Source organism: Arthrobacter sp. 9MFCol3.1, assembly GCF_000620385.1.
In the GTDB taxonomy this organism is placed as follows: Bacteria; Actinomycetota; Actinomycetes; order Actinomycetales; family Micrococcaceae; genus Arthrobacter.
Genome location: NZ_JIBJ01000004.1, coordinates 19496 through 41225, shown reverse-complemented (window position 1 = coordinate 41225; position 21730 = coordinate 19496). Strand labels below are relative to the sequence as shown.

The 21730-nt window shown below is 59.6% G+C and carries 18 protein-coding genes; 12 read left to right on the top strand and 6 right to left on the bottom strand.

The window, feature by feature from the left end; all coding sequences use genetic code 11:
* Positions 1-47 precede the first annotated feature (47 nt).
* The 3 genes from C560_RS24075 to C560_RS23275 all read left to right on the top strand — a co-directional run bounded on the left by C560_RS24075 (position 48) and on the right by C560_RS23275 (position 5451).
* Positions 48-1517: a site-specific integrase gene (locus C560_RS24075; RefSeq protein ID WP_081801602.1), complete on the top strand. Its 1470-nt coding sequence runs from the start codon at positions 48-50 to the stop codon at positions 1515-1517.
* Between the two features lie 764 nt (positions 1518-2281).
* A complete protein-coding gene (locus C560_RS23565; RefSeq protein WP_197026100.1) occupies positions 2282-3313 on the top strand; it encodes a hypothetical protein in 1032 nt (343 codons plus the stop codon).
* 158 nt (positions 3314-3471) lie between these two features.
* A complete protein-coding gene (locus tag C560_RS23275) occupies positions 3472-5451 on the top strand; it encodes a site-specific integrase (RefSeq protein ID WP_197026099.1) in 1980 nt (659 codons plus the stop codon).
* 149 nt (positions 5452-5600) lie between these two features.
* Here the strand turns inward: C560_RS23275 and C560_RS0102910 are convergent, their stop codons facing one another.
* Together C560_RS0102910 and C560_RS24070 are read right to left on the bottom strand one after the other, a co-directional pair.
* Positions 5601-5834: a hypothetical protein gene (locus C560_RS0102910; RefSeq protein WP_026537068.1), complete on the bottom strand. Its 234-nt coding sequence runs from the start codon at positions 5832-5834 to the stop codon at positions 5601-5603.
* A gap of 319 nt (positions 5835-6153) precedes the next feature.
* Entirely contained in the window at positions 6154-6450 is a 297-nt protein-coding gene (locus C560_RS24070; RefSeq protein ID WP_051533009.1) for a helix-turn-helix domain-containing protein, read from the bottom strand.
* A 42-nt stretch (positions 6451-6492) separates the two neighbouring features.
* Here C560_RS24070 and C560_RS0102900 point away from each other — a divergent pair, with 42 nt between their 5' ends.
* The 4 genes from C560_RS0102900 to C560_RS0102885 all read left to right on the top strand — a co-directional run bounded on the left by C560_RS0102900 (position 6493) and on the right by C560_RS0102885 (position 8174).
* Positions 6493-6741, top strand: coding sequence for a hypothetical protein (locus C560_RS0102900; protein WP_043422437.1), 249 nt, complete (start codon positions 6493-6495; stop codon positions 6739-6741).
* A 76-nt stretch (positions 6742-6817) separates the two neighbouring features.
* On the top strand, positions 6818-7180 hold the full coding sequence (locus tag C560_RS0102895; RefSeq protein ID WP_026537066.1) for a hypothetical protein: 363 nt from the start codon (positions 6818-6820) through the stop codon (positions 7178-7180).
* Between the two features lie 130 nt (positions 7181-7310).
* Complete coding sequence (locus C560_RS0102890; RefSeq protein WP_197026098.1) at positions 7311-7796, top strand: GNAT family N-acetyltransferase; 486 nt, start codon at positions 7311-7313, stop codon at positions 7794-7796.
* Positions 7797-7814: 18 nt separating this feature from the next.
* The gene (locus tag C560_RS0102885) at positions 7815-8174 is read left to right on the top strand and encodes a hypothetical protein (RefSeq protein ID WP_026537064.1); all 360 of its coding nucleotides are present in this window, start codon (positions 7815-7817) and stop codon (positions 8172-8174) included.
* 977 nt (positions 8175-9151) lie between these two features.
* On the opposite strand, the gene istB is transcribed toward C560_RS0102885, so the two are convergent.
* Positions 9152-9970 carry an IS21-like element helper ATPase IstB gene (gene istB / locus C560_RS0102880; RefSeq protein ID WP_026537063.1) on the bottom strand — a complete coding sequence of 273 codons (819 nt, stop codon included), beginning with the start codon at positions 9968-9970 and terminating at the stop codon, positions 9152-9154.
* The gene (istA, locus tag C560_RS0102875) at positions 9967-11643 is read right to left on the bottom strand and encodes an IS21 family transposase (protein WP_026537062.1); all 1677 of its coding nucleotides are present in this window, start codon (positions 11641-11643) and stop codon (positions 9967-9969) included. The genes istB and istA overlap by 4 nt, the downstream gene beginning before the upstream one ends.
* A gap of 371 nt (positions 11644-12014) precedes the next feature.
* On the opposite strand from istA, the gene C560_RS21105 reads away from it, so the two are divergent.
* Positions 12015-13007 carry a DUF4238 domain-containing protein gene (locus C560_RS21105; protein WP_051532980.1) on the top strand — a complete coding sequence of 331 codons (993 nt, stop codon included), beginning with the start codon at positions 12015-12017 and terminating at the stop codon, positions 13005-13007.
* 134 nt (positions 13008-13141) lie between these two features.
* Here C560_RS21105 and C560_RS0102860 read toward each other — a convergent pair whose 3' ends face one another.
* Positions 13142-14218 (bottom strand): hypothetical protein, encoded by a 1077-nt coding sequence (locus tag C560_RS0102860; RefSeq protein WP_026537061.1) that lies wholly within the window; start codon positions 14216-14218, stop codon positions 13142-13144.
* A gap of 98 nt (positions 14219-14316) precedes the next feature.
* Here C560_RS0102860 and C560_RS22570 point away from each other — a divergent pair, with 98 nt between their 5' ends.
* Together C560_RS22570 and C560_RS0102850 are read left to right on the top strand one after the other, a co-directional pair.
* A complete protein-coding gene (locus C560_RS22570; RefSeq protein ID WP_197026097.1) occupies positions 14317-15822 on the top strand; it encodes a competence protein CoiA in 1506 nt (501 codons plus the stop codon).
* Positions 15823-15846: 24 nt separating this feature from the next.
* Positions 15847-16107, top strand: a complete 261-nt coding sequence (locus C560_RS0102850; RefSeq protein WP_026537060.1) for a hypothetical protein — start codon at positions 15847-15849, stop codon at positions 16105-16107.
* A gap of 31 nt (positions 16108-16138) precedes the next feature.
* On the opposite strand, the gene C560_RS0102845 is transcribed toward C560_RS0102850, so the two are convergent.
* The gene (locus tag C560_RS0102845; RefSeq protein ID WP_043422434.1) at positions 16139-16822 is read right to left on the bottom strand and encodes an 8-oxoguanine DNA glycosylase OGG fold protein; all 684 of its coding nucleotides are present in this window, start codon (positions 16820-16822) and stop codon (positions 16139-16141) included.
* 212 nt (positions 16823-17034) lie between these two features.
* Here C560_RS0102845 and C560_RS21095 point away from each other — a divergent pair, with 212 nt between their 5' ends.
* Positions 17035-19029 (top strand): site-specific DNA-methyltransferase, encoded by a 1995-nt coding sequence (locus C560_RS21095; RefSeq protein WP_051532978.1) that lies wholly within the window; start codon positions 17035-17037, stop codon positions 19027-19029.
* On the top strand, positions 19026-21620 hold the full coding sequence (locus tag C560_RS0102835) for a DEAD/DEAH box helicase (protein WP_026537058.1): 2595 nt from the start codon (positions 19026-19028) through the stop codon (positions 21618-21620). The genes C560_RS21095 and C560_RS0102835 overlap by 4 nt, the downstream gene beginning before the upstream one ends.
* The last annotated feature ends 110 nt before the right edge of the window (positions 21621-21730 follow it).

Below are 21730 nucleotides of genomic sequence, written 5' to 3'. Positions count from 1 at the left end.
CGCGTGTTGCCCACGCGCAAACTCCGCACTGTCCCTATGGTGTGGTCATGAATGCTGAGACGAGGTGGAATCTTCATTTCGTGACGGACCGATTCGCGTGGTCTGAGGATCCTCTCTTGGAGCGTCTCGGCCTTTCGCCACTCCGCATGGACGTTGGGAGGCCGTTTCTTCTCAGCGAAGGAGGAACCCTGCACACGCCGGTGAATGCATTCTTCGCGAGTGGGCGGATGCGAAATCTCTCCGCCGGCACAAACAGGAAATACGCATTTTCACTCAAGACTTGGCTAAACTTCCTGCAACTCCGCGGGAAGGAGTGGGGAATGGCGCGCGAAGAGGACCTTTTCGACTTCCGTTTTTGGCGAACTACGGACTTGCGAAATCCTGGAAGGGTCTCTGGCTCGACATGGCAGGGGGACCTCGCGGCCGTCCTCGCCTTTCACGATTGGGCAACAGAGCGTTTATGCGCTGCACGATTGCTTCCGCTGGCTGAACGGGGTTCATGGGACGGCCGCGCTAGGTCTCGTGACCCCAGGGCGGGATCAACCCGCATACGCTCTACCGATGTGAAGTGGCTCACCCCCGGAGCGTTTCGGCTCTGGCGGGACGTAGGTATCCACGGACTAACGCCTGGTGGATCGGAGCGTACGCGATGGCGTCCTCGTATGCAGGGCCGCGACGCCTGCTTTGTGGAGGGGCTCTACAGCAGCGGGCTCCGCATCCAAGAGCTTTCCTCCTTGGTATTACCCGAACTGCCGGAGGCAGGAGACGGAAGAGGGTTTGTCACTGCCCGGCTTGCCGGACGATGCGCCAAAGGCGGCCGAGGTCGAAAGTTCTGGATGGGGCGATCTGCCTTAGAAGGCATCTGGGACTATGTGGAGACTGAGAGAGCGGCATCGGTACGCATAGCCCAAGCCGAGGGGTTGTACGAAGAGCTCCGAGAACGACTGGTTGTCAAAGGAACCAGCTCCCCTGGAGTGATGAGAGTTGTCAGAGAAGAAGGATCATCTGCTCGGCTACGTTTGGAGGACTTTTCCCCGTCAGATCGAACGAAGCTTTTCAGGGAGACAGCAACCGGACTAGAACCTCTGTCGTTATGGCTGAACGAGCGCGGCCTTCCTCGCAAGAAAATGGCCTGGTATAAGACGTTTGCTCTGGCGAATGCCCGGGTGGAGAAGTTCGGCATTCAGCGCTTAGTGTGCCATCCTCACATGCTCCGTCACAGCTTTGCGTTGCGATGGTTCGCGGTTGGAAGGCTAATTTGGGAACGCGGCGCCAGAGCATCCGACCGCTCAGAGGACTTCCGTAATCAGTTCGGTGATACTTGGTCCTTGGTACAGACCATGCTCGGCCATGGGGACGTGGCCACGACTAAAAACATCTACTTGGAGCCGTTCCTTGGCCTGGATGTGCAGTTCCTTCTCGCCCACAGCGCCCAAGATCCAGAGGCCGGCACGGCGTGGGAGTTCGTCCGGGACGACCCACGAGTCCGATTTATCTCACCATCTGAGGTTCGTTAATGGCACAAAAGGCTTCCCTTCCAGCAGCGGGATACGAGACCCCGGAGCTTATCTGGTTCGAAGATGGACTTCCAGTGGTCAGATTCTTCCCTGAACATGGCCACCAACACTACGACTTCCGGTTCGGAAGACTTGGCCTTCCCGCTCTGATCACCAACGAACTTTCTGAGGGTTTCGCCAAGGCCACAGGTCCTGCTGGCACTCGACGTACCTACTCCTCAGCAAGGAGCGCATTTGCATTGCTCCGGATCTTCGCAAAAGCGGTTCGCGACACCAGCCCGATCCCAACCTCCTTGCATGAGCTCACCGCGTCGGACCTGCACAGGGCGAAGCTTTCTAGTAGCTCCCATTCTCATTATGTGACGATGGTGCACACCCTCAGACTGGTCCTGCGTGGGACCACGAACCTCGACAACAGCTTCAGGGATGCCCTCTACCTTCCTGTGCGTGCCAGGGAGTCTGTATCCCCTGTAAGCGCATATTCGAATGCCGAAATGGCACTTATTCGCCGGGCTGCACGGAAGATCGTTCGAGCCGCATTGACTCGTGTTCGTGCGTCCAGGCAGACTGCGGCGATTTACTTGGCTTCTAACGGGATACCCGCTCACGGTCAGGTCGCCGCGGGAGAAAACCAGCGAGCCTCTCTTCTGGCGCACATCGTCTCGCATGGGGGCTTGCCCCGTCTGCGTGGTGGCGCCCTTGCAGTGAGCGGATCCGGATCCCTCATCGCTGAGTTGCATCCAAGCCAAGAGGAAACTTGGGCCTTGGCTATACTCCTGATCTGCTTAACTGGATTGAACCTCTCAACTGTTGTTGACCTCACGACCGAACATGTTAGGGCATCAGCGGCTGGTGAAATTCCTGTGGCCCATTTACGAGGCATAAAGGCCCGAAGAGGACCTTGGAATTCCGAGTTGGATCTAACCTTTGTGGGGAAAGCTCGGCGTTCGTTCGCAGATGATCTCGGGACTCCATATGGGGTCTACCAGATCGCACTGGAACTGGGGCAAGATATGCGTCGCCATACTGGGGATGAAGCGCTGTTTATGGTATTCAGTCCCAAGCGTCGAATGGAGACCTCGTCCGGTTTCGGTTACAAACGACTTTCATCGAATTGGGGGACTAAATTGAGGGGGTTCACCGACGTTCATGATGGGCCTGGACTTGTCGACACAAGGCGGATTCGGCGTTGGTTCTTAGACCGTCATCAACGACCGGTTGCGCAAACCGTCAACGCGGTGGCATCGATTTATCTCGCGAAGGATTCATCGACGGTTTCGGCGTATCAGGGTGTCGTAGAGGTAGCGCTCGAAGAAGAATTTCAACGGATCCGCGATGAAAACCTTCGTCGTGTTCTAACCACTGCTGACCGGATGGAAGCAACTCGTGATCCTTTAGCAGTGGCCAAGCGATTTGATATCGATGTAGCAGCACTCTCCAAGCTTCTTTCCGGGGAACTGGATACGGTAACAAGCGCCTGCATTGACAACAATCAGTCGCCATATTCACCTCTGGGGCAGCCGTGCGAGGCCTCGTTCTTGTTATGCCTGGGATGCCCGTGTTCTCGTTCAGAACCGCGCCACCTACCGGTGCAAGCCTCCACACTAGTCGAGCTCCGCAATCTACGGGCGACCACGGCGGAGGCCGAGTGGCAACGCAAATTCTCCGTGGCAACTGCACGACTAGAGGACTTGATGGCCCTCCAACGCGCAGACCCAGAGGTGGAGGCTGCACGAGCCACTGACAAAGACTTACGGATGATTAGGGCCCTAGTGGCAGGCGACCTCGACCTATGACGGCACTTGAACCCTGCGTTGAGGATCTCACTCCAGGGCCACAGACTCCGGTCTTGGCGAACCGGCCGCTAAGGGAAGGAACCGAGCTCGCCGCGCTTTCACGCTTCGGGGATAACCGTTGGGACTTCACTCCTGGGATATTCGAAGATCACTCTGCCATGACGAGCGTCAACTTCGCTTCATTTGCACTCCCCTGGCAAGGTGCTGTGAAACGCTACTTCTGGACGCTCATAAACGAGGACGAGCCCCGACTACTTGCCGCCGCCAAGGTTGGACTGAGGCCATCGCTGCGCACTATTAGCGCTATCAAAGCTCCCCTCGCCCGTCTTTTCAGCTGGGTCGAACGAGAAGGCATTCACCATTTTGGCCAGCTGGGTGGCGCCCATCTCGACGCATTCCTAGCCCACATGGGATCCACCGACTTGTCGTATGACTCCAAGCAAGACACGATTTCCGAGGTGCGCCGGCTCTGGGCATATCGCGGTTTTGTCGACCCTCTGATTGCTCTTCCCGACTCTCCGCCGTGGAGCGATGCCCCCGCTCGAGACCTCTTGGGCCCGAGGGCGCCGATCGATTCGGCCAACCGGACCCCTCGCATCGCCGAGTCCACCCTGGTGCCGCTGATCGGCTGGGCCGTGCGGTTCGTAGACGATGTCGCTCCGGATATTCTGGCCAACTACCGTGAATTCCGCGAAATCGTGGGGAACGCACCTCGGCGCCAGCGATCGGGAATCGCCCAGTCCAGCAGTGAGAACAACCGACACGCCCAGTCCAGCAGTGAGAACAACCGAAAGGAACGGCTGACGCGCGTACTAGGCGATCTCTCCCAAGCCGGATTGGGCGTCCCGGGGCGTGTCGAGCTCGACGGTACCCGAACTGTGAGGTGGGGGTACCTGGGACGTCTGACTCACAGCACTGGCCAATCTCACTCGACCTACGACCAAGAGATTGTCAAGGGTTCTGGTCTACCAATTGACGACGATGCCTATCTCATGGCCGGATGTCGGATCCTCATCGACGGTACGCCTTGGCACGACGGTCCAATGAAATACGATCAAGCTGCTAGCCACGCAAACTTGCTCCTTGCTGCCTGTTTTATCGTTGTTTCCTATCTTTCAGGCATGAGACCGGGCGAAGTTCTCACGCTTCGCCCTGGATGCCTTTCCTCCGACCCTGAGACAGGTCGACTCACCATCACCGGCACACGGTGGAAAGGAGCCACCGACGAAACGGGCTCCAAGTCCCCAGAAGGAGCCCGACGAGAAGTCCCGTGGGTTGTACATCCGGTTGTGGCCAGGGCAGTCGCAGCCCTGGAGGAACTTCATGAGCACGCGTTCCTGTTCCCGAAGGACATCCGTCCTAGGTCCTCATACAAGAAGGATCAAGCCATCGCGCCACGTGCCGGGCAGGCAAAGACCTCCAGCCAAATGGCCGTAGGCATTGAGCGCTTCGTCAGCTGGGTAAATGCGTTCTGTGAAAAACATCATCGATCTGATCGAATACCTGATGACCCGAATGGACTCCTAAGCCCTAGCCGCTTCCGGCGGACACTGGCGTGGCACATCGTGCGTAAGCCCCGAGGCCTGGTCGCTGCGGCCATCCAATACGGTCATGTCAACGTCCAAATTACGAAGGGTTACGCGGGTAACTACGACTCGGGGTTTCCAGACGACATTGCCTTCGAGCAGTGGTTAGAGCGTCTGGACCGGATTAGAGATTTGGAAGAGTACATAGACAGCGGCGGGACGGTCAGCGGCGCTGCGGCCGGTGAACTTGAAAGAAGGGTACGCGAAACTCAGTCCAAATACGCCGGACGAGTCATCCACACTGGACGACAGGCGGAGAAGTTACTCCGGGATCCAGTCCTGCAAATCTTCCCAGGAAACGCAGTACATTGTGTTTTCGATAGGGCCAAGGCTTTGTGCATCGCGGAGAACCAGGACGCCCCAAGCCTAGGCGAATGCCGCCGTGGCTGCCAGAACATCGCCAGGACCGATGGGGACATCGCGACGCTGGAAGAGACTCTAAAAGGTCTTCCTGACGAGACGTTAGCGCCTCGAATTCGCCACCTGCGGATCGCATCGGTCCGTCAAAACATCAACGGGATCATCGCCGATCACGAAGAGGGCACCCCATGATCGTCGATGATCCTAAACATGTCAGAGCTGCATTGGAAAAGGCTATGGGCGACTTGCTCGAAGGCCGGGCGCCTGGCCCCCTCACAGGCATACGGGTAGTCGAACTCGCCGGCGTAAAGAGACATCGACTCACGCACGATAACGCAGACCTAAACCAACAATTTCAACAACGGGCACGAGAAATAAATCAGAGCAAGCCCGAGGTCGAGCGGCTTCGGAATCAACTTATCGAAGAGCGTGAACGCTCTAGGCGCATCGCGAGTGAACGGGATGAGCTTGCCCGTCGCGTACAAAACTACGCAACTGCCCTCCTCATTGTCAGCGAGGAACGGGATCAGCTGAGGAGCCGACAGGAGGATCTCGGCAATGTCACGCGCCTCCATGAGAGATGAGAACGTTTGACGGTGACGCTCAAGAAGAATGTACGGCCGCGGGGCCCAATGAACCGAAGTCTACTCGCTAATGCCGAACACCCCGGGTTCAGCGCTACGGCGCCAGGCCGGCCGGTCATCGGCAGCGGTCGGAATTCATCGACGTCGATGCGCACTGCAGACTGTGGTGTGACCGGTGTTCGAATTCGGCCTTGAGGACCGTGATTTCGCATGCCGAAGGGCCCAAGACGCGTACACATGCTTAGACGAGTCCTCGACTGGAACTTCCGACAATCCCGTTTGTTAGATGGCGGCATTGGGGGCAGCAAGTTTACCCGGCGGATTCCGGCTGTTTAGTCGTAGCGGCGTGCGACGGAGGAGTGAACAGATCCAGAATGTCCACTTCGAGAACCTCAGCAATGTCCCACAAGCGTTCGTATGCAACACTCTTACGGCCCCACTCGATGCCAATGACCATGTTCCGGCTAAGTTTTGCTTCCAAAGCTAAGGATTCCTGGGTCAGCGCACGCTGGAGCCGGAGCTCCCGGATGCGCGAACCGACCTGCTGGCGGCGCGTCTCCCATCGTTGCTGGTCTTCAAGGACGGTCTGGGAGGGTCTAGTAGGCACACCCAATGCCACTTGAATGAGTCCGTAAAGTCTGCTCCACTAGTGAGACATGAGATCTATATCACCGCCCAGCAGGAAGGCATACCCATGAGTGTGGCCGTCATTCTTGATCTGCGCGACGACGTGTCAGTGCCTCTCTTGAAACTCTTCCTGAGCTATGTACCGGAGAATTTCGACGACACGACAGACCTCCGTTGGAAGTCCGGTACCGACGGGTTACCTCACTTCTTCGTGATTCCGCTACCCCTGCCTTCAGGAGACGACCAGACGACGAGAGTCTGCTCCGCCTGAACGGCTCGGTTTTTGGACCAGTACTGACAGCTAAACTCTGGGATCATGAACGCAACGGACTGAGAGGAGCGATCCGATGTCTGGTGTGGATGAGGACTCCCAAGCGTCCAGGGAAGAAACCATTCTGCGCATACAGGCTGGAATCCGGGCGGCCCAACTCCGGGTCGCCTTCGACAAGATCCGTGGGCGAGAGACTCCGGAAGCGGTGGTGCGGCTGGCACAGCGGACGCCCCCGCCGCTGCCGTCCCCATTCGATACGTTGAGAACGCCGGACGGGAAGCTCCGCAGAGATCCGGAGGCTCGGAGAGAATTGGCCCTCCATGTGCGACGCAATATCCTCGCCGCGCAGTTGAGGGTCGCCCTCGACGAGGCGCGCGGCCGACTGACGCCCGAGGCCGTGAAGCGCCTGGCCCAGAGAAAGCTACCGACATTGATGTAGTCCCCGGCGTGCCTGAGACGGGTGGGTATGTGCCCCGCCTCGCAAATTACCGCCGCCGCCACGAGGCATCTGTGGGAAGATCATGCCGATAAGTCAGCAGCCGGATACGGGCACAAACCGAAGCAGGGACATGGAAATAAGACGAGCCAACCGGGGTGACCAGGTGGCAATAGGCAACCTGATACTCCCCTGGGACCGCGACAACGGTCACAGGTACCAGGATGGGCGTGGTCGGGTCAGCGAACGTGAGTTCGTCGCCGAGGACGCCGAGGGGATAGTGGGCTGGATTTCGGGACAACACGACGCGAAGGTGTGGCAGTTTCTCGCTGCGTACGAGAACCAGCCCGACAACTTGGCCTGCTCACTTATCGTGAAGTTTTTCGTGCAAAAAGAGAGGCGGCGCCAGTACATCGGCGCCGATCTTCTGGCGGTATTCGAAAGAGACGCCCAAGATTTCGGACGCGATCTCGTTGTGGTGTCGCCCGACGAAAACGGGGAGAAAGAGCGGCTTCTTAGCTTCTACCGTAAACACGGGTATGAGTTCATGGACCCTTGCAGCGATTATTCGACGAGGCCGGCCTGGTTCATGGCGAAATCCTTGCCGGTCCTGCGGTAGACAATGGAGCCTGGTTCAATGGATGAGCTGACTCCGGACATGGAGATGAGTTCCATTGAGGCCGCCGCGTACCTGAGCGGTCCCGCGGGCTACACCCTCAATGCGAAGTTTGTGAGCGGACTCCGTTACCTCGACGTTGGTCCGGTTGTAGAAAAGCGCGGCAGCCGGCTCGTTTACCGCAAGTCAGCGTTGGACGCCTTCCTTAGCGAGAACGGTCCGGACCCTGAGGTCTGGATACAGGGTGGCTGGAAAAAGGTCGCCGACCAGTTGCGCGGGATAGCAGAAGTCACTGGGGATACTGGTTTTGACCAGATGATTGAGACCCTGGACATACGTGGCCCCCAGGACGGCTGGGATCCCGACCAAGCGGAAAAGTAGAATCTTCGTCCTAAGCCTGCAAGGGTTCGTCGCAGGCTTTGCAGGCCTTGCGCTCCCCCACGCGTTCTCTTCGATGACCAGCAGCCTCTTGGGGTTCTCGTCCCAGACGTTGCCCACGGAGTTGCACCAGGCCGGGTGGTAGACCTTTCCCGAGCTGACCACATGCACCTGGCCGGGACCGACCCTTGATGATCCATCGCTGCGGCGGGAGGCCGGTTCGATAGAGCCTAGCTCCCCCAGTTCTGTGGACTCCTGCTTGGCTTTGGCTGCTGCCTTCCACGTACGACGCTGCCGTGTTGCCATCAGAGCTTTGAGTGTGTCAAGTATTCGTGGCCCCGCCGGGACGGTCAAAGCTGGCCCCACCTGCTCCAATTCCTTTGAGCGAAGTGCGGTGCCAGCCGCGAGGGCGGAGACAAATATGGGAAGGCCGTTGCCTCACGATCGGGGTAACGGCCTTCCCGCTCTATTGCCTAGGGAAACCCCTATATCGGTCCAAATCTAATCGCCGCTGGTCCAGGAAGGACGAAGTGGGCCCTCATCAGATTCGATCGGGCCACACCATCCTCGTGAGTGACCGCGCTGCTTTAGAACTCGTTCAACAGGATTCATCCGAAACACGTCGTCCGAAGAGAATGCTCCATAGGTCGCTGACCCCGGGCGGCGGAAGAGACCTAGCGCCCACAGAGTGATCCGGGCGTAGGCCGGAGCCCCCGGACGAAGGCTCCACGACGCCATTTTATAATCCTCAGCCATAACTCGATTGTCACAGACAATCCTTTGAGGTGTCTCGTCCTCCCTTAGGTCTCAATGCTGGCGGGCCGGAGGGCCGCCGGAACCTTGTCATTGCGACAACTCCTGTTGTTCTCCCTGTCCCCGGAAAACTCCACCTACTTCCGCTCGGGATGGCTCTGGACCGGGAAGGTTGTTCCTGAAGCTCCTGCGGCATCTGACGCGATCCTTCGGCCAGGAGTCTGTGATTAGGCTGATTTCTGGGTTCGGGTGGTGTGGGCGAGACGATATGAATCGGTGCCTGTTTCGATGATGGCGCCGTTGAAGGTCAGCCTGTCCACGATCGCGGCGCAGAGGCGTGGGTCGGTGAAGGTTTTGGTCCAGCCGGAGAAGGATTCGTTGGAGGCTATGGCGATGGAATTCTTCTCCTCCCGTTCGGTGAGGACCTGGAACAGAAGTTCGGCGCCGCGGCGGTCCAGTTCCATATAGCCCAGTTCGTCGATGCAGAGCAGGTCGACGCGGCCGTAGCGTGCGATGGTCTTGGCCAGGACTTTCTCATCCGCGGCCTCGACGAGTTCGTTCACAAGCCGGGTCGCCAGGATGTATTTCACCCGGTAGCCCTTCTCCGCCGCCGCGGTGCCGAGGCCGATGAGCAGGTGGGATTTTCCGGTCCCGGAGTCCCCGATCAGGCACAGCGGCGATCCTTTGCGGATCCAGTCCCCGGTGGCGAGGGTGTGGATGGTGGCGGGGTTGATATTCGGGTTCGCGTCGAAATCGAAATCCCCGAGCCATTTGTCCCGGGGAAAATTCGCGGCCTTCACGCGGCGGATCGAGGAGCGCCGGTCCCGGTCATCACACTCGGCCAGCAACAGCTCCGCCAGGAACCCCTGGTAGGAGAGTTGTTCCTTCCCGGCGACGGTAAGGGCCTCATCCAGGACCGCCCGGACGGTGGGCAGGCGCAGCCGGCGGCAGGCCTGGTCCACGGCTGCGACCGCGGCCTGTTCGGTCAGGCCGCGCCGCCGGCGCAGGGTCGGAGTGATGGTCGTAGAGGGTGCGGCAGGGCTCATGAGATGTTCTCCTTCGACGCGGATGCTTGTGTGGGTTGTGGGCGTTTGGCCAGCAGCTCGTCATAGGCGCTGACCGAGGGCAGGGGTCGGGTGTCCGGCGGGAGCCCGGCGATGACCGCCGCCGGATCCATGAGCCGGCGCTGGGTAAGGCTGACAACCCGTTGCACATTCACTTCATCGTGAGCACCGAGATGACGGTCCGAACCGGACCCAGCACCGGAGAGGCTTGAGATGTGTCTGCGGGCTTCGACCGCAACGACGTCGGCACTGACAGCACCCACCCCCAGCGCCGCGGTGATCCCGGCCTGGACATCATCTGCGTCCATGGAGCGGTGGAGCAACAGGACATCGATCAGTTCACGGGTCCCGTCCGCATCGCCATTGACCCGCCGGGAGGCAGCCCAGAACGCCTCGTGGGCGCTGGTGAACGCGCCGGACTCCCGCGCCCGGGCCAGCGCGGTGGAACCGGGCAGCGCGCCTGGTTTGGTCTTGAGGACCTCCAGATAGTGGTCCAGCTGCACGGATTGCCCGTTCTTGGCAACGATCCGCGGATGCCTGGCGACCACGGCACGCCCGTCGAACACCACGACCTCGGACGCTCGTAGCGACACCCGGACCCTCCTGCCGATGAACCGGGCCGGGACGGAATACTTCACCATCCGCACCGTGATCATCGAAGACCGGTCCACCCGCGGTGTCAGCACCAGGCCCGGGTCGAAGAGCTCTGCCGGCATTGGCGCCAGGAACGGCTGTTCGAGGGCGAAGTCCTGGCCAATGGTGCGGATCCTGTCATCAATCCGCCGGCCAGCGTCCAGGACTTCCCAAGCCCGAATCCGGTCGTTGAGCTCATCCAAAGACCCAGCAACAGGCATTGGGGAGAGCCGGTTGCGGCGGAACCAGCCCACCTCCCCCTCGACTCCGCCCTTCTCATGCGCCCCGGCGATGCCGGGCTGGCAGTAGAAGGGGTCGAAGCCGTAGTGAGAACGGAACAGCACCCACCGGTCATTTTCCAGCCGCTGCCGCCCCTGCCCGAACACCACCGCGGTAACAGCGCTGGTGAGATTGTCATAGCGGATGTGTTTCGTCGGGATTCCGCCCAAGACATTGAAGGCTTCGATGTGGCCTTCGAGGAAAGCTTCCTGCGCCTGCGTCGGATAGATCCGGTGGATGGCCCTACCCGAGCTCGACAACCGGAAAACGAACATATGGCACTTCGTTTTCACCCCGTTCAGCACGACCCAGACTTCACCGAAATCCACCTCAGCCTCAGCGCCCGGGGCATGCTCCTGCGGGATAAACACCTCAACCCGACGGCCGGCCTCGACATCGATCTGCGCCCTCCGGACCCGCACATAGTCACGCACCGTCGAATACGACAACTCCTCCGCGCCGTGCTCTTCAACGAGCCTGGCCAGAATCCTGCGCGAGGTATGGCGCTGCTTGCGCGGCGCCGTCGTGTCCTCGGTCAGCATGGCATCGATTGCCGGCTTGAACGGCTCCAGCCGCCAGGCCACCCCCTGCCTGGGCTTCCGCTCCGGAGGAGATGCCGATTCCAGCGCCTGCCGCACCGTCCTTCGATGAACTTTGTGCTTGGACGCCAGCGCACGGACCGAGAGGCCCTCGACCCGTGCGTCCCTTCGGATCAGTGCGAACAACTCCACTCTCGACTCCATCCAGACCAGCCTTCCGCCGCATCCATCCACTGATGAATCCAACGTTGAAGGCGGGGCCACATATAACCGTCACAAGTGCCCGGCGAGTCACGAAGTGGGGCCAGAAATAACCGTCCTACCGGGGCCATCCAAACCTGTCATAGTCAGAGCTTCCCGCCGTCGATGAAATCGAGAGCAGCGGCTGGGCAGAGTTGGTAGTCATCCAGGGCGTAAATCTTCATGGGGAAAGTCATGCCAGCCGCTTCAGATGCACCCGGGGCCCTCCGGGCCGACCTGCACATCGCAGCGGCTCTGATTTTTCACATCCGGATAGAGGCGGGACAATAGGCACACTATTGCGACGGCGATGCTCAACGGAAGGTACGGTCAGTATGGGGGTCAGCAAGCGGCATCACACGGTTCCGAAGTTTTATTTGAATGGCTTCGGATCCAAGGACAGCGCAGACAGCACGCCACAAATAGGCGCGGCTGGTCGCGATGGAAAGCGGCTGGTCATACCCACCACCCATGCGACTGTCCGGACGAACTTCTACGCTCTGTCGGGGCATCCTGACGGAGCCGATGTCTTTGAAAAAGACTTGTCCCAGCTGGAAGGTGATGCAGCAAACGTCATCAAGAAGGCAGTTGACGGGACTTGGCCACTGTCTCGTGAAGACCGTGAGATTCTCGGCACCTTCCTAACCTTTCAGTTTCTCAGGGGCCCGGACACCAGAACGTCGATGGATCAGACGCATGGAACAGTGCTGTCAAAGGTAATCACACAGATGGGCGCGGACGGTGTCCGGGATACGCTGAGCAAGGCAGGCAAGGAAGTCGACGATGCCGTGGTGGCCAGGCTACTTCAGCAGGCGGCCCAGCCGGGTGGGATAAGCATGAAAACCACCCCCCTGGGCCATATCCGCCACATACTCGAACTCGTTCCCGAGCTGTTGCTCTATTTTGTCGGGCGCCCTTGGGCTCTTGTCAGGTTCAACCGCAAGAAGCTGCTGACGTGTGATACGCCGGTGGCACTCGTGCATAACCCCGAATTGAAAGACGTGTTTAGAGGGGTGGGGGTGGGGACTGCCTGGGGAATTACGGTTCCTCTCACCAGAGAAGTTGGCCTTCTCCTGAGTCATCCTGGGCCAGTTTTTGAGGAAATGGCTGGCAAGAAAGCACCGGAAGAAGTGGCCGGGGACATTGTTGCCGGAAGACATGATCACAACCAGCCTGGATCAACGAAGATGGCTCATCTTTTCAACGGACACACGATCGCCAACGCCCGCAACTGGCTCTTTCACCATCCCGATGATGCCGATCTGATTCCGGATGAGCTGCCCGGCCCCCGCGATCGGGAAGTCGAGTCTGAAGTAATTTCGAGCTAGGATCTGCCCGACGCTCAGCCAGCCAGGTCAGATGGGTCCGGTCGTCGGGACGGCAGCCCACATCCTCATATAGTCCTATCCAGGACTGTCCAGGTTCCGAATCGACAGTGGTAGCCGTCAGCACGTGGCTTTGTTCACCGCTTCCCCCTCCGTTGAGCAGTGGAACTCTGTTTTGCAGGTTTCGGTGCAGGCTGAAGAAGCGTCTGGGTCATGGACCGCGGAGGCCGTTCTGTGCTCGCGAAGAGCTCAGCCGGCAGAGGTGAGTAGTCGTAGTCGTAGTCGTTGACGGTGAGGGGGTAGGCCACGACCCGCGACATCTGCCACAGTGAACGCACAATGCTGATACCGATTTGGCTGATTGCCAGGTTTGTAGCGGGATCGGAGTTGTCTGTCCGCAGTGTCAGACCAGGGGTCGTGTTCTTGCCTCCGCGCTCGTGGAGGACGTAGGTCACAGATTCGGCGTTGATCACGGCCGCTGCATCATTCCATTGCTCCGGCGTGAGGTTTGTCGGAGGCTGTTCGGCGAGGTGCAGCACGACACTGAGGTCATCCCGAGGGGCAACTGTGGCGCCATGTTTGAGCTGATTGTTTCCCTGGGCGCCGTTATAGCCGCCGTCCGAATAAAACTGCGCGAAGAAAGTGAGCCAGGCTGTTAGGAATTCCAGGTGCCGCCGCATTTCCAGTTTGGATTCCTCAGATTCTTCATGACGAAGCTCCTGAGGAAACATCACTTTGGAGACGGCATGCCGGGCTGCCCCTCCAAGCAAAGGTTTTATGGGATCGCGGAGGTCCGAGCTCAGTCGCATGTTGAGCAGCTTCGTCATAGGACTGCTGCCCGTAGCTCTTTCCTGACCGGCCACAAACAGCCGCAGCGCAGTTTCGATTACGTGCTGCATCAAGGTGTAGGACTCTATTGAGGCCATCGTTCTGCTGCTAAGAGTGTCGCCCGGCGGGACGTCCAGTGCGAACTTCTTGTCCTTAAGCACTGACCGGAACTGTCCGAAAAGGGACGCCTGATCCGTACGGTCCCACGTCACCGAACCAGATTGCATATCAGCAAGTGCAACTATCCCCCAGAGCCGGCGTTCGAAGTATTCTGCGGGATCAACCCTGTAGTAGTGCTCCTTCAGGACCTCTTCCACTGCACCCGGCGTAGCCGAGGATGCATCCGTGTCGACCTGGTGAATGCTCAAAGGATCGTTCAGCGCCATCAGGCAAAACTATCTGACCAGCAGTCCCTCGCGCAGGATTGTCAGTACCTGTGGCTAGGGTGAGTCAAATGCCCGTGGGCACTAAAAAAGGGGGGCCAATGCCGCTGGTGGCGTTTCTCGACGGGGAACGAATCGAATCCTACCTAGCCACGGATGAGCACTGGGATCTGGTGAAGAGCGAGTACAAGAGCCGGTCCTTGCTCATGCGGTGCGGCGTACCTGGAATCCCTCGCACGTCCCGGCGCGGTCTCAAGCACTTCGCTCACAAGGCCGGCGTGCAGTGCGGCCTCACCGACTGTTGGAGCGAGTCCCCGCAACATCGCATGATCAAAACCCTGATCGCACAGGCCGCCACAGACGCGGGCTGGCAGGTGAGTGTCGAGTGGAGCGCTGAGGGACGGGCGTGGACAGCGGATGTCCTGGCCGAGCTCGATGGCAGGCGCATGGCATTGGAGGTTCAGTGGTCGCGCCAGGACGCCGGGGAGTTCAGACGCCGACAGGAGCGCTACGCCGCTGACGGCGTTGAATGCTTCTGGTACGTCCACCGGCGAAACAAGGACGAGGCCAGGCGCTCCGGCGTGCCCCATATCGTGTTCGAGGGCGACGATGCCCCGTTTGATGTCCTTGTCGAGAAGGCGTTCCAGCAAGCCGCAGCGACCAGTCTTCACGCACACGTCACCGCTCTTCTGCTGGGGCTGTACCTTGACCGGATACAGGCGCGGATCACCACCGTGACGATTCAGCATCTGACTGACAACTGCTGGGCCTGCAAACAGCCATCCACAATCTGGAGGATAAGTGCTGCATCCCTCCGGTCCCGCTGCCAGGAGACAACCGACGCCGCCCGGACACACTTTCCTTTATGGCCCACCGAACGCATCGAGACTCTGATTGCCGGCGACGTCGCAGCGGTTCTGGGCAAAGGCGACCTTCCGCCGCTGGCTCCGTTGCGGATGCACCATTCGAAGAAGGCAGGCAAAACCTACTTAGCCTACGGGTGTGCTCATTGCAGACCCGGTTTTTTCGGTGATGCTTTTCTGGAGCTGGAGACCCGCTGGAAATCCGTGACCATACCCGTGACTGCCCGTATTCCACTGGCTGATGGGATTCTCACCCAGGTCCATCTGTGCGCGGAGAAGGGCTTCGGACTATGCAGCCAGGACCCGTCAGGGAGCCAGCAGCCGACGTTTGACGGGTACATCCCTGGCCAACATCAGCGCCGGCAGCTGACGCGCACAGACTCAGTCGACGTTGCGCTGGTGGGAACAGAGATCTCAGCGAGAGACGCAGTGGCCATCATGACGGGGCATCGGTATCCGGACCACGGGGGATCAAGGTCCAGCTCCTGGTCCTCAACGCGCAAGAAGGAAAAGCCGCAACCAGGCGAAATCACCTCCTGCGACTGGTGTGGCAGACAACCGCACCCCCAGTACGAGTGTCTTTGGCGCCGGCTCAGGGCGAAAGCAAACGTAAGCCCTGGCTCCCGGCATTACTCAGATGGCGTTTACGAGAGAATCTCCAAGGGAAGGACCCCTGAAGACGCGGGAACGGCGATGATGAAGCGACTATTTGATCGGTGCGTACCGATTCCGCGCGGTAAATGAGCCCGGGCGGGGTCGCTTGAGGACATGGGCAACGAAGCTGAACCAATCAGCATGACCGTCTACCCGAAAACGGACGGTACCTGGTGGGTGCGGATCACTGATGCCCAGGGCAATGTAGAGGACAAGGGGCCGATCTCTTGGAAGGGTGAGGGAACCTTCCACAGTAACGGCCTGAATTCCTTGGTTTCTTGGCTGCCGAAGGGCTACGTGTACCAGAGTTGGCAAGAGATGGATGTCGGGTCACACACTGCCGTCCTGTACCGGCAGGCTTCTTGGTTCGGCTAGACACGCGAGGAGGGATTGTTCCACGGGGCGTTCAGGCCCCAGCGCGTTCAGCCTTCTGGAAAATAAGCTGTTCGACCTGCTCGGGCTCAATACCGAGGTCTTCTGCCCATTCGGCCAGGCATTCGGTGTAACGGCGGTAGCTGCTGGCGCTGTTCCAGTTGAGCCACAGCGGGCCGATCTCTTGGCAGTGGTTCTTGAACCATCTCGCCACGATGCTGTCCATGATCGGGGTGGTAGCCACCTGGTCTGAAGCCTTAGTAGCGAAGCTGATGAACTTTGTCGCGAAGGCGGGACCCCACTGAGCGAAGAACTTCCTGTCGGCTTGTCGTTTGTGTACGACGTGCTCGAACGCAGCGGTCCCACCATCGGCCATCGAGATCTGAGAGAGGGTGTGCAGTTCGACCGCGAAGTGCTTTCCCGTTTCAGGGTCCGCGTTCAGACGGATTACCCGTTCGGCACGGTACGGGCCAAAGTTGGCTTTAGCGTAGCCCCAGAGGTAGCTGGCGACATATGCGTCGAGTGCCGAGTCAGGGTCTTGGACGAGCTTGAACGTCTCCAGGACGCCAGGGCGGTCGATGGGATTCGGAAGGGCTTCCAAAATGCGGCTGTTGCCGAGGTACTTTTGCCAGTTCTTCTTCTCCCACTCGAAGGCCTCCTGCGGCGGACGGCCCTTCGCGTCCCACTTCTGGAATCTTCTTCGCAGGTCATCGGGCACAGCTATCATTGTGGATCTCCCCCGGGTAGATGGTCCACATACCTTCGCATGCCACCAGGGTTTCCGGTTAGTCGATATGAGTGGCGAAGACGTAGGAGCCGACTCTGCGCCACGGGCGAAGCTGAAGGACCGAGATTGACGGGTCCCCTACTAATTTCCTGATAGACATAAGGCTGGCTGTCCGTACACGCGGTGATTTTCTAGGAGTTTTCATGTCCAAAAGCATGTTCGAGGTCTACTTGAACGAGGTGACGGACGAAGCTCTGAGGGCGAGGCTGAAGGCCGAATACGAGCGCACCACGAAGAAGTTCGGGCTGGTCTTTGAACGGCACTCTCCCGAAGGCATCCGGATGCCCCAGACACCGGTGCGCCGCGGTCGCACGGTCATCCGGGAAGCCGACGGCACCTTCCACAAGGTTCGCGCCATCAGCGGCGACGCTGTGACTCTTGTGGACGAAGGCGGGAACGTGACCGAAGAAAAGCTCACGAACGTGACCGCTGCCCGGCAGTTCGGCGAAGTCGTCTTTCCGGGTCTCAGGAGCGTGGGGTCGGTTCGCACCGGCAACACGGAAGACGCCGCCCATGTGGTGATCAACGGAGAGAACTTCCACGCCCTCGAAATGCTTGGGTACACCCACCTTGAATCGGTGGATCTGATCTACATTGACCCGCCCTACAACACAGGGAATAAAACCTGGCAGTACAACGACCACTACGTCGCCGAGCAGGACAGCTTCAAGCACTCGAAGTGGCTGAGCTTCATGGAACGCCGGCTGACGCTGGCGAAAAAGCTGCTGAAGCCCACGGGTGTCATCATCGTCGCCATCGGCGACGAGGAACACCACCGGCTGCGGATGCTCATGGACCAAATCTTCGGCGACCAGAACTTCATCTCCAACGTGGTCTGGCAGGGCGGCCGCAAGAACGATTCTCGTTACGTTTCCAACGGAAACGATTACATGTTGGTCTATGCCCGGAGCGAAGCCAACCTCGCCTCAGAAGGTATCCGATGGAGAGACCTGAAGCCAGGCGCCGATGACGTGCTCCTCGCGGGGGCTGAGGCATGGGAGGCCTCAGGCTACAACCCCGAGGAGGCAACCAAGCTTCTGAGGGCATGGTTCAGGACGCAGCCCAAAGATCATGACTCGAGAAGCCACGGTAACTACAACTACAACAACATCGACTCTGATGGTCGTGTCTTCTATGCCAGTGACATGCGTGCCCCTGAAGCACGTGATAACAGGTGTCGAACCCCGCTGATTCACCCGGTGACGGGCCAGGAATGCAAAGTTCCGCCAAATGGCTGGATGTGCGAAGAGGCGACGCTATTCCGTCTCGTAGCTGAGGATAGGATCTATTTCGGTCCAGATCATGATCGCCTGCCCAGCCTCAAGAAATTCCTAGACGAGTCAGGTGAACAGGTGCCTGAGGCTATGTTCCAGTCGGACCGGAGGTCTGCTTCCAAGTACTTGCAGACCATGCTCGGCGACAAGCGCTTTCCGTTCCCTAAAGACCACAACGTGCTTATGCGTTGGATACGGCTTGCTGCGCCAAAGGACGCTGTGGTTCTGGACTTCTTCGGAGGTTCCGGCACCACGGCAGAGGCCGTCATCCGACTCAACGCTGAGGACCAAGGCACACGTCAGTGCATCCTGGTCACCAACAACGAGCTGTCAGCCAAAGACGACGCCGCCCTGCGCAAGGCCGGCTACGGTCCTGGCTCCGAAGAATATGAAGCAAAGGGAGTGTTCAACCACGTCACCAAGCCGCGCGTCGAGACCGTCGTGACGGGGACGCGCCAAGACGGCTCTGCCTATTCTGAGGGCCTGCCAGCCAACGTAGAGTTCCTTGAGCTCGCCTATCTCGAGGAGAGTCGGGTTCACGCCGCTCTGGAGTACGAACACTTAGCGCCTGTGTTCTGGCTGAAGTCCGGTGCAGTGGGCGCCGTGGTGCAACGCGCCGCGGGTTCTGATGCTTATGAGTGGAACGAGGAATCATCGATGGCTGTGCTGTTCGATGCCGGCAAGGCAGCCGAGCTGGCTGAGGTCCTTGCCACCAAACAGAACCGGGTCAGGCACGTCTTCATCATTACTGACTCTCCCGAACAGGGTGACCTCGCCGGGGAGGCGTTCGGCGACGAGCTCACCGTCGAGCCTATCTACGGCTCATATCTTGACGCCTTCCAGATCAACCGGAGCGACTCGTGAAATTCACCCTTGCCGACTACCAGTCCGACGTCGTTGAGGAAACACTCAACGAAATCAGCACCGCCACCCAACGGCTCCGCACCAACGGTGAACGCAAGACCGCGATCGGCATCAGTGCTCCCACAGGCGCAGGGAAGACCGTGATTGCCTCGGCTGTGCTGGAGGGGTTGTTCTTCGGAACGGAGGACTCCGATCCGCGTCCGGAAACCACCGTTCTGTGGCTGACCGATGACGGTGAACTCAACGAGCAGTCCCGCAAGAAGATCTTGGCGTCTTCGGACCGAATCAACATGAACATGCTCCGGACCGTCGAAGCTGATTTCGACCAGGCTGAGTTCGGCCCAGGGCTCGTCTATTTCCTGAACGTCCAAAAGCTCGGAACCGGCGCCACGCGCCACATCCAGACCGGCGACGGGCGCCGGTACTCCTTGTGGGAAACCATCGGAAACACCATCAAGCAGCGAGGCAGTGGCTTTATTGTCCTGGTCGATGAAGCCCACCGTGGAGCAACAGACCGGACCCGCCCGACGATTCTGCGCCGAATCCTCGACGGCGCCACCATCCAAGTGCCAGGCGGCAACGACACTTCCCGCACGATCGTGAACCCGCCGGCGCCTATCGTGATCGGGCTGTCGGCAACGCCGAAGAAATTCCAGGACGCCATGCACGATGCCTCCGGCCGGTCCCTTGTGCAAGTGGCGGCCGACGTCCAAAAGGTGCGGGCTTCCGGCCTCATCAAAGAGCGCATCAACGTCAGCTACGCTGTGGACGACCAGCCCAGCGATGACACCCTGATCCGTCAGGCTGTGGCTGACCTGGACCGTTCCGACCGGCAATGGCAGGAATGGGCCCGTGCCACGGGGGCTTCGTCCTATCCGGTGCCGCTTCTGGCCATACAGGTTCCCGACCTTACGTCGGCGGCCAAGATCGGCGAGATCGTCCAGACACTCACTGAAGCCTCTGACGCCTTCGATGACGCTGACTCCGTAGCCCACGCATTTGGCGAGCACGCACCCATCACGACGACCACCTGGTTGAGTGGTGTCGAGATGCCGCGGGTGGTCCAGTACATTGCTCCGACCTCGATCTCGCAGTCCGGGAACCTCCGTGCCGTGATCTTCAAGCAGGCCTTGACCACCGGATGGGACTGCCCCCGCGCCGAGGTCATGGTGTCCCTGCGCACCGCGCAGGAACACACACAGATCGCCCAGCTCATCGGCCGGATGGTCCGCAACCCCCTGGCCAAGAACATCGAGGAGCCTGAATTCGATGATCTGAACTCCGTGGATCTGTACCTGCCACACTTCAACAAGGCCGAAGTGGCGCAGGTCGTGAAATCCTTCATGGATTCGGCTGATATCGAGGTCCCGGTGCAACTGAATCCCAAGCGGATGACACGGAACCCGGATGTGCCGGCCGCCGTCTGGGATGCCATCGGGGGGCTGACCCGGGAGCAGAAGCCGGTCCGCCGGTTCAGCTCCAACGTGAACCGTCTGGTGCGTCTTGGCGCCCTGCTGGACAACGCAGACTTCAAGCACCCCGGCGGATCTTCTTACACCGAGGAGTCACGCAATGTGGTCGTGGAGACACTCGCCTCCGTGTACGGCCAGAACAAGGTGGCCATCGACAAGGTTGCTGCTTCACTGCTTGAAGTCAGCTTTGAAATGTCGACCTTCGACCAGTACAGCGGTGCCAATACTGGGACCATCGCCCGCACGGCTGCTACCAGTCAAAAGAACCTGCGTCAGCTCCTGGAGGAGGCCAAACGACGGCTCCCGGACGCTGCCGCAGCCTGGTACAGCACGTCCTTGGTCATTGCCGGGGACCTGGAGTGGGATGAGGTCGTCGTCCGGACTGTCGCCCTGGCCCGGTCCGCCGAGGCCCGGGACGCGCTGGAGGCCCAGTGCGGTGCACGCGTGGAATCCTGGCGGCGCAACACCGCCGGCTCGGTCGCACGCCTGAAGTCGACGCAACGCCAGGAATTTGAGACTATCTTCGCTCCCATCGGTTCGGCACTGACGAGCTACCTCGGTATGCCTGAGACGATCTCCCAGAAGACGGAACTCCTGAACAAGGAGACCGGGCGGGTCGAGGAGCTACCGCTGTATGCGGGCCACCTATACGCTTTGCCTGAAACCAAGCTGTTCCCCGACACATTTACCGGATGGGAAGAAAGCGTCCTCGAAGCCGAGCAATCTGCTGGCACGCTGTTGGGCTGGTACCGGAATCCTGTCGGCGGTAGCCACGCGCTGTCGGTGCATTATCTGGACTCCGAGGTGTCCAAAAACCTCTACCCCGACTTCCTGTTCTTCCATGATGACGGTGATGATGGCGTGGCCATCGACCTGGTGGATCCGCACAACCACTCTCTGGCGGACACCGCACCAAAGTGGGCTGCCTTGGCGCGGTACGTCCGGGAACACGACGGGGATTTCCGCCGAGCGGCGATTGTCATCAAGGACTCTGCGGGAGTGCTGTCGGCGATCCAGCTGTCCGGCCAAACCGACGACAGCCTAGAGAAAAAGTTGGCCGCGGCGTCATCAAAGGAAGCCATAGAGCAGTTGTTCCGCGAGCTGGGCGGGGCGTACTAGCCAATTTGGAGATATTGACTGAATAAGACCAACTAGTGCCAACCAAGTGACGCAGACGACATATGCCATGAGGAATCTGCATCTGGACAAACGAATAAAATTTGGGGGAA